This is a genomic window from Clostridium sp. KNHs214, from assembly GCF_000744935.1.
Classification (GTDB): domain Bacteria; phylum Bacillota; class Clostridia; order Clostridiales; family Clostridiaceae; genus Haloimpatiens.
The window spans coordinates 989,713-1,005,138 of the sequence record NZ_JQMW01000009.1 but is presented as its reverse complement, the minus strand read 5'-3'; the positions used below and the strand labels follow the sequence as shown (position 1 = coordinate 1,005,138).

The following is a 15,426-nucleotide window of genomic DNA, read 5'->3' as shown; positions in this document are numbered from 1 at the left end:
ATGGTGGGAATGTTATCCGATGTAGGAAATAAGAGACGAAATAATCAGGATTACATAGGAAGTTATGAGGATAACCATAGGAAATTGTATGTAGTTGCAGACGGAATGGGAGGACATAATGCTGGAGAGGTAGCAAGTAAAACTGCAGTAGAAAAAATAATAGAATATACCAGAAAAAGCAATACAGAAGAATCACCTTCTTCTGTAATATCAGAGGCGATTAAATACGCAAATGAAGCTATATTTCACATAGCTTGTGAAAATGATAAGTATACTGGAATGGGTACCACTGTTACAGCATGTTTAATTTCTCAAGGTCAGATGTTTGTAGGGCACGTAGGGGATAGCAGTTGTTATATAGTAAAGAACAATGGCTATTTGTACAAGGTAACAAAAGACCATTCACTTGTTCAACAATTGGTGGACAATGGAGCTATAAGTGAAGATGAGGCATTTACTCATCCTAATAGGAATGTCATAACACGAGCTGTAGGTACTAAGTTTTTGGTGAAAGTAGATATATATACTGTGAATTTAACAGAAGTAAGAAAGATTATATTATGTACAGATGGCTTGACTAAGGAAATGAAAGATGAAGAAATATTAGATATGGTAGAAAAATACAATGATAATCAACAAATATGTGAGGCTTTAGTAGAAATATGTAAAATTAGGGGAGCCAATGATAATATTTCTGTTATTGTATTTGAAGGAGAGTGTAAGTGATGATAGGGAAAAAGATGCTAGGTAATCGATATGAATTATTGGAAAAAATAGGGGAAGGCGGCATGGCTGAGGTATATAAAGCTAAATGTCACATACTAAATAGATATGTAGCCGTAAAAATATTAAAAAATGAGTTTGCAAACAATAAAGATTTTGTTAAAAAGTTTCAAACAGAAGCAAGAGCTGCAGGAAGCTTGTCTGATAGTCGTATAGTGAATATATATGATGTAGGAAACGAAGGAGACATAAATTATATAGTTATGGAGTATATAAAGGGTAAAACTCTAAAAGAACTCATAAATGAGAAGGGCAAAATAGAGTATATAAAGGCCATAGATATTGCAATTGGAATAGCTAAAGCCTTAGAGTGTGCACATAAAAACGATATAATTCATAGAGATATAAAGCCACATAATATTATGATAACAGAAGAAGGAAATGTTAAGGTAACAGATTTTGGAATAGCTAGAGTTTCTAATTTTAGTACTATAACTAATACTGCTAAGGTAGTAGGTTCAGCTCACTATTTTTCACCTGAACAAGCAAGAGGAACTATTGTTGATTGCAGAAGTGATCTATATTCTTTAGGTATATTGATGTATGAAATGGTTACAGGAAAAGTTCCTTATGATGCAGATACTCCTGTGAGTATAGCTTTGAAACATATACAGGAATCGGTTATTCCTCCGGTACAATTTAATTCTGATATCCCCAAAAGTCTAAATAACTTAATTCTAAAATGTATTGAAAAAGAACCTATAAAAAGATATCAAAATGCAGCGGAACTTATTGAAGATTTGTATTCTATTAAAAATAATAGAGATACGCAAATAAAATTAAATAATAACTATGATGATTTTACTAGAGTAATGGACCCTATAAATATAGATGATTTCAGTAAGAGTAATATTTATACTGATGGTAAAGAAGAAGAAAAGGATGAGTATGAAGAAGATGACGAAGATGAGTATGAAGAAGATACCGATGAAGATGATAATGCTTTAAAAAGAAGAAAAAATAGAAATTCTCAAAAGAATAATGGTAAGAGGAAAAAAATAGCAATAATAGCTTCTTCAATTGTAGTTATATTAGCTATTGTTGGAATAGTATCCAACCTACTTTTTGGTGGTAAATTAGGTGGCAAGAAAGTGGAGGTTCCTAATATAATAGGTTTAAATAAAGAAGAAGCAAAAAAACTAGTTGAAGAAAAAGGATTGGTTTTTTTGGTAGAGTCTTCGGAAGCTAGTGATAAACCAGAAGGTGAAGTAATATCTTGCTCTCCAAATGAAGGAACTAAGGTTAAGGCTAAAACAAAAGTTAAGGCTATTGTAAGTGCGGGAAATAAAAAGGTTAAAGTTCCAGATTTAAAAAATTTAAATATTGAAGAAGCAAAAAGAAAAATAATAGAAAATGATTTAAATGTGGGAGATATAAAAGAACAAACCAGTAGTGAATTTAAAAAGGGTATGGTTATGGAACAATCTCCTTCTTCAGGAAGTGAAGTTACTTCAGGAGAAAAAGTGGATTTAATAGTAAGTAAGGGTGAAGAAGGAGTGGTACTGGTTCCTGATTTAGCAGGTCGAGACATAAAGGAAGTTGAACAAATACTAAAAAGTCTTAAATTAAAATTAGGAAATAAAGTAGAAATTAACACAAATGATAAAACCAAAGATGGAAAGGTATTTAATCAATCAATATCACCAAATACCAAAATAGAAGAAGGCGGGGAAATTAGCGTAAGTTATTTCAGATATACGAATGAGTTGCCTTAATGCATTAATTTTACAGGAGGACATATGGAAGGTATAATAATTAAAGGTGTAGGTGGACTGTACTATGTTAAATGTGGCAATGAACTAATAAAGTGTAAAGCTAGGGGTAAGTTTAGATTTAATGAACTTACTCCTATGGTTGGAGATATAGTGAATATAAGTGTAAATAAGGGCGAAGGTGTTATAGAGAATATAAATAAAAGAAGTAATGAACTTATTCGCCCTTTTGTATCTAATGTAACTCAAGCTTTTGTAGTAGTTACACTAAAAAATCCAGAGCTGAATTTGAATTTGCTAAATAGTTTTTTAATACTTTGTCAGTCAAAGAGATTAAAAATATCTGTATGCCTTAATAAACTAGATTTAGTGGATTTAGAGGAAGAAAAAAACTCTGCTATAATAGAAATGCTAAAAGAGGCAGGTTACCAAGTTTTTCTTTTAAAAGCTAAGACAGGGGAAGGAATAGAAGTTTTAAAAGTGAAACTTAAAAATGAAGTAACAGTATTTTGCGGTCCTTCAGGAGTTGGAAAATCCACTATTTTGAATAAAATAGCAGGAAGGGAAGTTATGAAAACTGGAGATATAAGCGATAAATCTAAAAGAGGTAAACATACCACAAGACATAGTGAACTTATAGATATAGCAGGTGGGTTTGTGGTGGACACTCCGGGTTTTTCTTCTCTAGACATAAGTTTTATAAAAAAGGAAGAGTTAAAGTATTGTTTTCCTGAGTTTGAAAAATATAATTATCAATGTAAGTTTTCAAATTGTTTGCATTATAAAGAACCAGCATGTGCGGTAAAGGAAGCAGTGGAAAAGGGCGAAATTTCTAAAGAAAGATATAAATTTTATATTAAAGTAATAGAAGACATAATACATCAGAGGAGGAGTTAAAATGATTAAAATAGCACCATCTATATTATCAGCAGATTTTTCAAAATTAGGAGAGGAATTAAAAAGTCTTGAGAACAATGGTATAGAAGTAGTACATATAGACGTAATGGATGGAAATTTTGTGCCTAATATATCTTTGGGGCTACCAGTGATTAAAAGTATAAGAAAAGAAACCAAAATGATATTTGATGTACATTTAATGATAGACAATCCATCTAGATACATTGAGGATTTTGTAAAAAGTGGAGCAGACATAATTACCATACATTATGAAGCAGATAAGCACGTAGATAGAACTATAAATTACATAAAGAGCTTTGGAATAAAAGCTGGCATATCACTTAATCCAGGAACTCCTGTAAGTTTAATTAAAAATTTAATAAATGTAGTGGACATGGTTTTAATAATGTCCGTAAATCCAGGATTCGGTGGACAAAAATACATAGAATATTCTTCAGATAAAATAAGAGAAGTAAAAGAAATAAGCAGTAAACTAAATAAGGAATTGATAATTGAAGTGGATGGAGGAATAAATAAAGATACTATTAAGAAAGCAGTTTCTGCAGGGGCAAATCTTATAGTGGCGGGATCAGCTGTATTCAAAAATGGTCAAATAGAAGATAATATAAAAGCTTTAAAAGAAGGAATTTAAAATGAATATATTAATTGTTTCTGGAGGAAAACCTCCTTCTACAGAACTATTAAAAAAAGAAGTGGAAAAATGTGATTATATAATTTGTGCAGATAGTGGAGCTAATTGTCTATATGAAAATAATATATATCCTAATATGATTTTAGGGGATTTTGATTCTATAAAGTGGGAAGTATTAACCGCTTTTAGAAATGCTCAATGCAAAATAATTACTTTTCCCAAAGAGAAGGATTTCACAGATAGTGAAATGGCAATAGAAGAAGGAATTAATTTAGGTGGAGACAAGTTAATTCTTTTGGGTTTTACGGGAAGCAGAATGGATCATATGCTTGGAAATTTAGGACTTTTAAATAAATGTTTAGAAAAAGGTGTTAAAGCAGTAATAAAAGATGAACATAATAAAATATTTATTTTTGATAAACCTTTTAGAATAGAAGGAGAAAAAGAATCCATTTTTTCACTACAAGCATATTGTGATGAAGTTGAAAATTTAACAATACAAGGTGGTAAGTATCCACTTAATAATTATAATTTAAAATTAGGTGATTCTAGAACCATATCCAATGAATTTTTAGATGAAGAAGTTAATATAAGTTTTTCTAAAGGAAAACTATTGGCGATTTTACCAAAAGACTAGGTTTAATACTTAGTCTTTTTTTTATTACTTAATCAACAAAGTGTATATAAAAACATATAATAATAGTAGAATATTTTGGGGGGATAGTAATTGTGTTTATAAAAAAAATGAGGAAAAAGATAGGACTTATATTAGGATGTACTGGAGCAGGTATAGTTTTAGCAGTTATTGTCCCTATATGGGGATGGTTGATTCTAGTAGGGGGAGGTCTTATTTATTGTGGATGGTTTTTAACCAAGCATTGTGATTAAGGGGGGGATATTATGAAAATGATAGTTATAAAGTTGCCTAAATTTTTATCTCGTATTTTAAGAATTTTTATAAAAAAATAAAAAATGCAATTGTGCTACAACTGCATTTTTATTTTATTTAACATAAATATGTTATATTAAATAGCACGTTGAACTTTGCCTGAACGTAGGCATCTAGTACAAACATTTATAGTTTTTGGTGTGCCAGATACTATTGCTCTCACTCTTTTAACATTTGGCGCCCAACTTCTTTTTGTTTGACGATGTGAGTGGCTATACTGAACTCCTGCAATAACGCCTTTACCACAGATTTCACACTTTCTTGCCATTGAATACACCTCCCTGTATAATAAAAAAAGATTATATCCTTCTCTGCTAACTCAATTAACATAAATCATTTTACCATAGTTTATATCTATATTTCAAGGGGCAAAATATAAATTGATTTATGTTCTAGAATAAACTTGAATAAATTTAGTATTTAATATAAAATAGATTATATGGTATTAATAAGGAGGAATTTACATGAAAGGAAGCATTACCAATAAAAATGGAGCAATTTATTATTCTGATGAAGTCTTATCTAACATAATTGGACTTTCCACTATGGAGTGTTATGGTGTAGTAGGTATGGCTTCTAAAAATTCCACTGATGGATTTTGGGAACTATTGAAAAGAGAAAATTTAAGCAAAGGTGTAAAAATCAATGCAAAAGAAAGTGAACTGGCAATAGAATTATATATAATTGTGGAGTATGGAACTAAAATATCAGTTATAGCTAATAATATTATACAAAAAATAAAATATAATATTGAGAAATTTACAGGACTAAAGGTTACTAGCATTACAGTAAATGTGCAAGGTGTAAGAGTCTAAGAGGAGGTACTTTAAGTTGGAACACTTATATATAGATGGACGTAATTTTTATAATATGATTATCAATGCATCTAATAAATTAGAAGAACAAAAAGAATTTGTAAATTCACTTAATGTTTTCCCAGTGCCAGATGGAGATACAGGAACTAATATGTCTATGACTTTAAAAACAGCGGTTTCTGAAATTGAAGAATTAAAGGATATCTCCTTGGATAGTATAGCTAAGAAGTTAGCTAAAGGAGCTTTAATGGGCGCAAGAGGAAACTCAGGCGTTATATTTTCTCAAATAGTTAGAGGTATTTCTAAGGGGATGGAAGGAAAAGAACAAATTGATGCCAAAGATTTTGGAAATAGCTTGGTGGAAGGTTCAAAGTTTGCTTACAAAGCTGTTATGAGACCTACAGAAGGAACTATACTAACTATAATAAGGGCTGCAGGTGAAAGTGCTTCTAAATCTTCAAAGAAGGATATAGTAGAATTATTGGAAGAGGTATGTAAGTATAGTGAGGAAGTGTTGAATAAAACTCCAGAAATGCTTCCAGCTTTAAAAGAAGCAAAAGTTGTAGATGCAGGTGGAATGGGACTTTTAATAATATTAAAAGCTATGAAAGAAGCTTTAGAATCTAAGGAAGATTACTTCATAACTAAGGGTACTTCTGAAGCAAAAGTTGCAAAAGCTGCTATAAATACTATAAGTACAGAAAATATTAAGTTTGGATATTGTACTGAATTTTTTGTTATATCAAATAATATAGATGTGGAAAAATTTAAAAATGACTTAGAAAATCATGGAGATTCCATGGTAGTAGTTGGATTAGATGACGTTGTAAAAGTACATATTCATACTAATGATCCAGGGCTTGTACTATCTAAAGCATTGAAATTGGGAGAATTATCAAAAATTAAAATAGAAAATATGCGAGAGCAACATAGACACATTTTAGTTAAAGATGATGAAATACCTAGTGAAACAACTTTAACTAGTTTAGAATTGAAAAAATATGCTTTTGTACCTGTTGCTATGGGTGAAGGTATAACAAATATATTTAGGGATTTGGGAGCTGACTATATAATAGAAGGTGGTCAGACTATGAACCCAAGTACTCAAGATATATTAGAAAGCATTAATAAGATAAATGCAGAAAATATTTTCATATTGCCAAATAATAAAAATATAATTATGTCGGCTAACCAAGCAGCGGAACTTTCTGAGAAGAAAGTATATGTTATACCAACTAAGACTATACCTCAAGGAATTTCAGCTATAACAGTTTTCAATAGTGAACAAGAAGTGGAAGAAAATGTACAAAGTATGAATGAAGCTATAAAAAATGTTAAGACAGGAAAAGTAACCTATGCAGTAAGAGATACAGAAAATGAAGGTAAAGTAATTAAACAGGGAGATATATTGGGATTAGTTGAAGATAAAATAGAGGAAGTAGGTAATGATGTATATAAGGTATGTGAGGAAGTTGTATCAAGAATAATGGACGAAGATAAAGAGCTTCTTACACTACTTTATGGCAGAGATGCCGATAATGAAACAGTAGAGAAGTTAGTAGGACGTATAGAAGAAAGATATCCAGACGTAGATATTCAAAGTTATAGTGGAAAACAACCATTGTATTATTTTATAATTTCTGCTGAATAAAAAAGCCTTCGGGCTTTTTTTTACATTATTAAAGTATGGAGTGAAAAGCATGAGCATATATGATGATGTAGGAAAAATTAAGGGTGTAGGAGAAAAGACAAAAGCTATGTTTGCTCAATGTGGTATTAATAGCATATTAGATTTATTATTATATTTTCCTAGGGACTATGAAAAAGCTAATATAGTAGACCTCAATAATTTACTTTTGGGTGAAATAAATATAATTCCGTTAGTAGTTTCAGGTATAGAGAGAGATTATAGAAAAAATAACAAAACTATAACTACTGTAATCTTTTATCATAATAATATTAAAATAGTTGCAAAGTGGTTTAATCAGCCCTATATGAAAAATAAATTCAAAATAGGTCAAAGGTATGTTCTAGAGGGAAAATTAGATAAATTTAAAAACATTATATATACTATAAACCCTAAAATGGTAATTGGAAGCAATGCAAAAGATAAAAGTATAAAACCTAAATATCATTTGAAGGGAAAAATAAGTGATAATATTTTTAGAAAAACTATTTCGCAAGTGATAAAGGAAATAAGAATAAAGGAAAATTTACCTGATTATTTAATAGAAAAGTATAATTTATGTTCTTTAGATGAGGCCATAAGGAACATACATAATCCTTTAAATGAATCTTTTTTAGAAAAAGCTATAGAAAGGCTTAAATTCCAAGAGATGTTTACTTATTGTTTAAAGGTAAATGCATTAAAGGAATATTTAAACAAAAATACAGATGGTATATCATTTCAAATATCACATAATCTTAAAGAATTAAATGAGAGTTTACCTTTTCAGCTAACTAATGCTCAAAGTGCAGTAGTAAGGGAAATATTAAAAGACCAACAAAGTAGTTTGCCCATGAATAGGCTAATACAAGGAGACGTAGGAAGTGGAAAAACAATAGTCGCTATTATTGCGCTTTTTAATGTTATAAAAAATGGATATCAAGTAGCCTTTATGGCACCTACAGAAATATTAGCACAACAGCACTATAATGAGGTATCTAAAATTTTAGAACAATTTTCAGTAAATGTTGATATTTTAACAAGTAGTGTATCTAAAAAGAAAAAAGAAGAAATAAAAGAAAAACTAGTTAAGGGAGAAACTCAAATAATAGTAGGTACTCATTCATTGATACAAGAGGATGTACAGTTTAAAAATATAGGGTTGGTTATAGTAGATGAACAGCATAGATTTGGAGTGCTTCAAAGGAATAAATTAAATAGTAAAGGTAAAAATATAGATGTTATGGTAATGAGTGCTACACCTATTCCTAGAACGTTAAGTTTGGCCTTATATGGAGATTTGAATATATCTACCATAGACCAGCTGCCACCGGGAAGACAAAAGATAGAAACTTATGCTGTAAATAAGAATTATAAAGAAAGAGTATATAAATTTGCCCTAGAGCAAGTGAAACAGGGAAGACAAGTTTATATAGTGTGCCCACTGGTGGAGAAAAATGAAACTATGAATTTATCTTCTGTAGAAGGCATGTATGAGGAGCTAAAAGAAAAATATTTTGCTGGAGTCTCATTAGGTATATTACATGGCAAAATGAACAATAAAGAAAAAGAAAAAATAATGGGAGAATTTAAAAAAGGATGTATAAGCATTCTTATATGTACTACTGTAGTAGAAGTAGGAGTTAATGTTCCCAATGCTACTTTAATGATAATAGAAAATGCTGAACGCTATGGACTTGCGCAATTACATCAACTTAGAGGTAGAGTAGGAAGGGGCGAGCATCAATCTTACTGTGTATTAATTGCGGAGGGTAGGGGAGAAAAAACCAAAAAACGCATGGATATTATGAAAAGTAGCAATGATGGATTCTATATTGCAGAAGAAGATTTAAAAATAAGAGGAAGTGGAGAAATATTTGGTTTAAGACAACATGGAGAAAATGGTTTTTTAATAAGCGACATATTTGAAGATATAGATATATTTAAGAAGGCAGTTTTGGAAGGGAAAAGATTTTCTGAAAGTGAAAAAAGTGATGATATAGAGTTGAAAACAAAAATAATTAAAAGTTTAGAGGAAACTTCAAAATACATCTGTTTTAATTAAGACACATTCAAATAAATAACAAGTCAATATGTTAGTATATTTTGCGTCAGCAGAACCTGCCCATAGTCCTACTAGCTACGGAACCCGATTCCTTGTCTGACACAAAATATACCAAGCATCTTTGACTTGTTATTTCTTTTCATGTACCCAATAGCTTAAGCTTATGAAAAAATCTTTGTATATAATAGATATATATGCTAAAATATTAAGGAACAATTATAATATTTGACGTAAATAAATAGGAGGTACCTTATGAGAATAATAGCGGGAGAAGCAAAAGGTAGAAAAATTTTATCCCCAGAAGGTATGAATACAAGACCTACATTAGATAGAATTAAAGAATCTATATTTAACATAATACAAACTAGAGTCTATGGTTCTATTGCTATAGATGTATTTGCAGGCACAGGAAGCCTAGGATTAGAAGCTGCAAGTAGAGGAGCTAAGGAATGTTATTTAGTAGATAAACACCCAGTGTCTTTTTCTTTATTAAAACAAAATGTTGAAAATCTTAGATTTGAAGATAGGTGCACTTGTCTAAATGTGGATTCCTATGAAGCATTAAAAATGTTAGGGAAAAAGGGAAAGAAATTTGATTTGATGTTTATAGATCCACCCTATAGAAAAGAAATGATTCCTCCAGCTATAGATATAATAAATCAATATGATATATTAGTTAAAGAGGGGCTTATAGTGTGTAAGATAGATACAATAGAGAAAATTTATCCCGGAGATGATAGAATAGTATTAAAAGACTATAGAAAGTATGGAAATACAACAGTTTGTTTTTATGCTTATAAGGAGAAAGAAAATGAATAGGGGAGTGTATCCAGGAAGCTTTGACCCTATTACTAATGGCCATTTAGATATCATTAAAAGGTCTGCTAGGGTGTTTGATGAAGTAATAGTGGCAGTTTTGATAAATCCTGATAAAAGTGGGCTCTTTTCAGTAGAAGAAAGAGTTGAATTGATAGAAAGATGCACTAAAGATTTAACTAATGTGAAAGTAAAGAGTTTTAGTGGACTCTTAATAGATTTTATGGAACAAAATAAATCTAAAGTAATAATTAAAGGTTTAAGAGCTGTGTCCGATTTTGAATATGAATTTCAAATGGCACTTATGAATAATAAGTTAGACCCTAAAATAGAAACAGTATTCATGATGACTAATGCGGAGTACTCGTATTTAAGTTCATCTTCTGTTAAGCAAGTAGCTATGTTTGGAGGGTGTATAAAGGAATTAGTACCAGAGATAATTATTGGAGATATAATGAAAAAAGTTAAACAGTATAATAGGGGTTTTAATATTAATAAATAGGGGATGTTTGGTATGGAAGTTATTGAATTATTAGAATACCTTCAAGATGTAATTGAAAACTCTCCAAAGTTTATAGTACCTAATAAAGTTATAATAAATAAAAGTGAAGTTATGGAATTAGTAGATAGAGTAATAAATTTTCTTCCAGATGAATTTAAAAAAGCAAAATGGCTTTGTGAAGAAAAGGATAGAATATTAGGTGAAGCTCTGCAGGAAGCGGAAATATTAAAGAAAGAAAAAATGAGTTTATTAAAGAGAGAAATAGAAAATCACAGCGTTACTAAACAAGCAGAGAAAAAAGCTGAAAACATAGTGATTTCAGCTCAAAAGCAGGCAAAAGAATTACGATTAGGTGCTATTGATTATGCAGATTTCCTTTTAAGTGATCTACAAAGTGAAATAGACAATCAAAGTAAGCAAATGCTAGAAATCCTTCAAAAGGAAATGGAAGAGTTTTTAACATCACTATCTAAAGAGATTAATGAAAAAAATAAAACTATACGAGAAAATATTAAAGAATTAAGAGATACTAAATAATTTTTGCCCTTTTTAAAATGCAGGGGAGTATGGTTAAAATAATCAAAATAATAGTTACTTTAATAATATATATATTATTAAATGAAGCATTATAGGAAAACATACTAGTGAAAATTACAGGGTTATAAAAAAGTTTGTACATAAAAATTGTTATTATACTGCTTATAAAACCCTGTATAAACTTTCTTTTCGTGTATTTTTTCATTGAGATATTGTACTTATACGTAAAGGAATATACTTGAGATGTAATTGAAATACCACCGAAAGATATAATGAAACTTAAAAGCGCTAACTTATATATCATATCTATCTTTATGGAAGCTAAAGATGCACATCCATTGGTCATTTCCATAATGCCTACTATAAATCCATTTGTTAAGTTAAGCGGAATATGTAGTATATTTGATATACACAGCATAGTTCTGCTAAAAATCGCGTCATTTTTTAATAAAACTGTTAACACGGAAAATAATACTATAAAGCCACCTATAGACAATGAAGTAAACACTGAATTTTCAATACTTCTTTTTAGGACTGAACCAATATTATCTACTGGGAATGCCTTTCTACTAAAATTGTTATTAATAGCAGATACGTTAGAGCTTTTTCTTTTTAATAATAGAGCCATAATTAAACAAGAAATATAATTGGATATAAGAAGAAGGTAGCCTAAATAGTGATTATTAAGCATAGAAGCACCTACTCCACCTATTATAAATAGTGGACCGGCATTAGAAGCTATGTTTAGTAATCTTTCACAGGTATTTAAGCTTATAGAGTTATTTGCATAAAGTTCACAGGAGTATTTTGCACCTAAAGGATAACCGCAAATAAAGCTAACTAATAGAGGAAAACTACAATTGCTTGGTAAATTAAGAGGTTTACATAGAATTTTACCGAATATTTTAGAGTAAATTTCTATACCGCCAAATTCCATCATTACATTTATAATAACTAAAAAAGGAAATAATGATGGAAATACAGAATTTACGAATAATTTTGCGCCACCTAAAGCTGCTCCAATGCACATTTTAGGATTCAATATGATTTTTATTATTAAAAGAGAACAAAGTATTGTAATAAAAATATTGAGTCTAGAGTTTTTTGATAATAGCATTAAAAGAACAAATATAGACAATATTAAAATATAAAATAATATCTTCATGCACAGAACCTCTTATTTGAATAACTATAATATAAATATATATTTTATCTATAGTTAATATTACAAAATACAAAGAGATTTAAAAATCCTAGTGACTAATTTATAGTCCATAATCTCGAATACCTAATCCTTAGTCAATACAACCTAATTGTAAATTATTATTTGGGTGGTTATAATTTTATATGGCTAAAAGACTAGAATTTCTTAAATTAAATTTATTGTTCTGAGCTCTTATACAAGTCATGGAGGAGAAGTTTCATAATTCCACCACATTGTACCTTTTGTGGGTTAATCACATAACGATATTGTTATTTATATATAATAGGCCTTATAAGATAATCACTATTAGGATTTATATTTTTATTTATAAGACTGTAAGCTCTAGTACACTGAATATCTAATTGCAAACTAGGGCTCTTATCCCTAGGAAGCTTTGTATAAACGGGTATGGAGCAGGTGTTTTTTAGTAGCTTCAATATTTTTTGTCCTTCTGAGCTAAAACCTAATACTCTTGCATAGGCACAAGGTGATTTTCTCATATTCTCAGTAGGAAAAAGTTCAAAACCTATGAAAAGTTGAGTTAGTATTCTGCTTATTCTAGTATAAGTATACCTTTTACTTTTTGATTTTAGTATAAGCTCATTTAGAGTATTAGAAAAGTGGAGTTCCTTTATAATCTTATTATTTAAACCTTCTAATGCATCAGGTATATTATCTAAAGAATTTTCATTAGTAAGGATTTTGTATTTTACATACTGAAACATGTGCTCATCCATAGGAAATGAGTAATTTTCTTTTGCTAACTTTAAAATTAAATTAAAAGCATCCTTTGGCATGAAGTTTTTTAGTTCATCTAAGGATTTATTGGACTTAAAGTGATTTCTTATAGCTGAAGCACTAGAAAATTTATTATTTAAGTTTAAATCATTATATAAATTACCTTCTCTTTTTATAGTTATAGGCTCAATTGAGCTATTTAATTTTAATAAGCTTTTACAGTATTCTATTCCTAATATATTGTTAGATTGTGAAAGAATTTCATCTAAAATACTTTCTTTTACAAAACTATTATGAATTAAATGATACTTTAAAGCTTTATTTCTGGAAGAGGGATAATTTAATCCTGTATCTAGATATTTTTTTAATTCATTTTTATATTCAGTTGGTTCATTTATTAGAATAGTAGAAATTTGTTTTAATATATCTATATTACCTACTTCACTACCAAAACATATACCATCTACAATTCCTAAGCTATTTAAAAGACTTACAGCTCCAAAAGCAAAGAATTCTGCAGAGGATAAACTGTATACTGCAGGAAGTTCTAGTACTAAATCCACTCCTTGTTGCAGTGCCATTTTTGTCTTTAGCCATTTATCCACTATTGAAGGGGTGCCTCTTTGAGTAAAATTACCACTCATTACAGCTATTACGTTTTTAGAGTTGGTCATTTCTTTGCACTTTTTTATATGATATAAATGCCCGTTATGAAAAGGATTATATTCTACTATTAAACCACATATATCCATTTTATACACCTTCTTAATAAAATATACTATTTGAAATACTTACAAGCTTATTATAGATATTAACATAAAGTATTATTATTAGTGTATACTTTATTTATATAAAACTTAAATATTAGTATAAATAGCAGTGTTTTTTTAAAAAAATGATGTTATTATTAAGAAATTATATATTGACTATTGAAAAACATAGGTGAAAAGCGGTATATTATTAATGTGTGTATTTTTTTAATTTGAAAGGAGAAATGAACATGGAACTTATGGAGAAGTTTTGGAAGGCAGCTAAGAGTGATATAAAAACAATAGTCCTTCCAGAAGGGGAAGAAGAGAGAACTTTAACAGCCACAGAAAAAATAGTTAAAGAAGGCTTAGCTAAAGTTGTATTGGTAGGAAATGAGAAAAATATTAAAGAAAAAGCAAATGAGCTAAAAGTAGATATTTCGGGTGCTGAAATAGTAGATCCTGAAACATCAGATAAATTAGAGAAGTATGTTAATGGCTTTTATGAATTAAGAAAGAAAAAGGGTATGACTTTAGAAAAAGCAGATAAAATAGTAAGAGATCCTTTATATTTTGCCACTATGATGGTTAAAATGGATGATGCAGATGGAATGGTTTCAGGTGCAGTGCATACTACTGGAGAACTTTTAAGACCAGGTCTTCAAATAATAAAGACAGCTCCTGGCATATCAGTAGTGTCTAGCGTATTTATTATGGTAGTACCAAACTGTCAATATGGTAAAGATGGAATGTTGTTATTCTCAGATTGTGCTGTAAATCCTAATCCAACAGCGGATCAATTAGCATCTATTGCAATAAGTACAGCAGAAACAGCTAAAGGATTATGTGACATGGATCCAAAGGTTGCTATGCTTTCTTTTTCAACTATGGGAAGTGCTGAACATGAATTGGTTGAAAAGGTTAGGGAAGCTACTAAAATGGCAAAGGAAGCAAGAACTGATTTATTAATAGATGGAGAATTACAATTAGATGCATCAATAGTTGAAAGAGTTGCAGCTCAAAAAGCTCCAGAAAGCAATGTAGCAGGTAAAGCTAATGTACTTATATTCCCTGATTTACAAGCAGGAAATATTGGATACAAATTAGTTCAAAGATTTGCAAAAGCAGAAGCTATAGGACCTATATGTCAAGGCTTTGCAAAGCCTATTAATGATTTATCAAGAGGATGTAGTGCAGAAGATATAGTAAATGTTGTAGCAGTAACAGCAGTTCAAGCACAAAAACAAAAATAGCAAAGTATATTATATTTAACATATGATTAAGCCACAATAAGGTATAATTCAGGTAATGTAATGCTTTTGTGGGATAATCAACATATAG

Annotated in this window: 16 protein-coding genes; 13 read left to right on the top strand and 3 right to left on the bottom strand. The window is 29.7% G+C overall.

Annotation, left to right across the window (positions count from 1 at the left end; all coding sequences use genetic code 11):
• The 6 genes from CC89_RS07250 to CC89_RS20445 all read left to right on the top strand — a co-directional run bounded on the left by CC89_RS07250 (position 1) and on the right by CC89_RS20445 (position 4,932).
• Positions 1–726, top strand: coding sequence for a Stp1/IreP family PP2C-type Ser/Thr phosphatase (locus CC89_RS07250; RefSeq protein ID WP_035290716.1), 726 nt, complete (start codon positions 1–3; stop codon positions 724–726).
• On the top strand, positions 726–2,498 hold the full coding sequence (gene pknB / locus CC89_RS07245; RefSeq protein ID WP_051931582.1) for a Stk1 family PASTA domain-containing Ser/Thr kinase: 1,773 nt from the start codon (positions 726–728) through the stop codon (positions 2,496–2,498). Before CC89_RS07250 ends, pknB begins: the two co-directional genes overlap by 1 nt.
• 24 nt (positions 2,499–2,522) lie before the next feature.
• Entirely contained in the window at positions 2,523–3,392 is an 870-nt protein-coding gene (rsgA, locus tag CC89_RS07240) for a ribosome small subunit-dependent GTPase A (protein ID WP_035290714.1), read from the top strand.
• Position 3,393: 1 nt separating this feature from the next.
• Complete coding sequence (rpe, locus tag CC89_RS07235; protein WP_035290712.1) at positions 3,394–4,044, top strand: ribulose-phosphate 3-epimerase; 651 nt, start codon at positions 3,394–3,396, stop codon at positions 4,042–4,044.
• 1 nt (position 4,045) lies between these two features.
• Positions 4,046–4,681, top strand: coding sequence for a thiamine diphosphokinase (locus tag CC89_RS07230; protein WP_035290710.1), 636 nt, complete (start codon positions 4,046–4,048; stop codon positions 4,679–4,681).
• A 92-nt stretch (positions 4,682–4,773) separates the two neighbouring features.
• A complete protein-coding gene (locus CC89_RS20445) occupies positions 4,774–4,932 on the top strand; it encodes a hypothetical protein (protein ID WP_185750654.1) in 159 nt (52 codons plus the stop codon).
• 137 nt (positions 4,933–5,069) lie between these two features.
• On the opposite strand, the gene rpmB is transcribed toward CC89_RS20445, so the two are convergent.
• Entirely contained in the window at positions 5,070–5,261 is a 192-nt protein-coding gene (gene rpmB / locus CC89_RS07225; RefSeq protein ID WP_035290709.1) for a 50S ribosomal protein L28, read from the bottom strand.
• A 196-nt stretch (positions 5,262–5,457) separates the two neighbouring features.
• On the opposite strand from rpmB, the gene CC89_RS07220 reads away from it, so the two are divergent.
• From CC89_RS07220 to CC89_RS07195, 6 genes are all read left to right on the top strand, one after another.
• The gene (locus tag CC89_RS07220; protein ID WP_035290707.1) at positions 5,458–5,808 is read left to right on the top strand and encodes an Asp23/Gls24 family envelope stress response protein; all 351 of its coding nucleotides are present in this window, start codon (positions 5,458–5,460) and stop codon (positions 5,806–5,808) included.
• A gap of 16 nt (positions 5,809–5,824) precedes the next feature.
• Entirely contained in the window at positions 5,825–7,459 is a 1,635-nt protein-coding gene (locus tag CC89_RS07215; RefSeq protein ID WP_035290703.1) for a DAK2 domain-containing protein, read from the top strand.
• Between the two features lie 49 nt (positions 7,460–7,508).
• A complete protein-coding gene (recG, locus tag CC89_RS07210) occupies positions 7,509–9,539 on the top strand; it encodes an ATP-dependent DNA helicase RecG (protein ID WP_035290701.1) in 2,031 nt (676 codons plus the stop codon).
• 252 nt (positions 9,540–9,791) lie between these two features.
• The gene (gene rsmD / locus CC89_RS07205; protein ID WP_035290699.1) at positions 9,792–10,358 is read left to right on the top strand and encodes a 16S rRNA (guanine(966)-N(2))-methyltransferase RsmD; all 567 of its coding nucleotides are present in this window, start codon (positions 9,792–9,794) and stop codon (positions 10,356–10,358) included.
• Positions 10,351–10,857, top strand: a complete 507-nt coding sequence (gene coaD / locus CC89_RS07200) for a pantetheine-phosphate adenylyltransferase (RefSeq protein WP_035290697.1) — start codon at positions 10,351–10,353, stop codon at positions 10,855–10,857. The genes rsmD and coaD overlap by 8 nt, the downstream gene beginning before the upstream one ends.
• A gap of 12 nt (positions 10,858–10,869) precedes the next feature.
• Positions 10,870–11,394: a hypothetical protein gene (locus tag CC89_RS07195; protein WP_035290694.1), complete on the top strand. Its 525-nt coding sequence runs from the start codon at positions 10,870–10,872 to the stop codon at positions 11,392–11,394.
• Here CC89_RS07195 and spoVV read toward each other — a convergent pair.
• Positions 11,387–12,559 (bottom strand): dipicolinic acid transporter SpoVV, encoded by a 1,173-nt coding sequence (spoVV, locus tag CC89_RS07190; protein WP_035290693.1) that lies wholly within the window; start codon positions 12,557–12,559, stop codon positions 11,387–11,389. The two genes, CC89_RS07195 and spoVV, sit on opposite strands and share 8 nt — an antisense overlap.
• A gap of 308 nt (positions 12,560–12,867) precedes the next feature.
• Positions 12,868–14,088, bottom strand: coding sequence for a nucleotidyltransferase (locus CC89_RS07185; protein WP_035290691.1), 1,221 nt, complete (start codon positions 14,086–14,088; stop codon positions 12,868–12,870).
• A gap of 248 nt (positions 14,089–14,336) precedes the next feature.
• Between CC89_RS07185 and pta the strand changes: the two genes are divergently transcribed.
• Positions 14,337–15,338, top strand: a complete 1,002-nt coding sequence (gene pta, locus CC89_RS07180; RefSeq protein ID WP_035290688.1) for a phosphate acetyltransferase — start codon at positions 14,337–14,339, stop codon at positions 15,336–15,338.
• Positions 15,339–15,426: the final 88 nt, after the last annotated feature.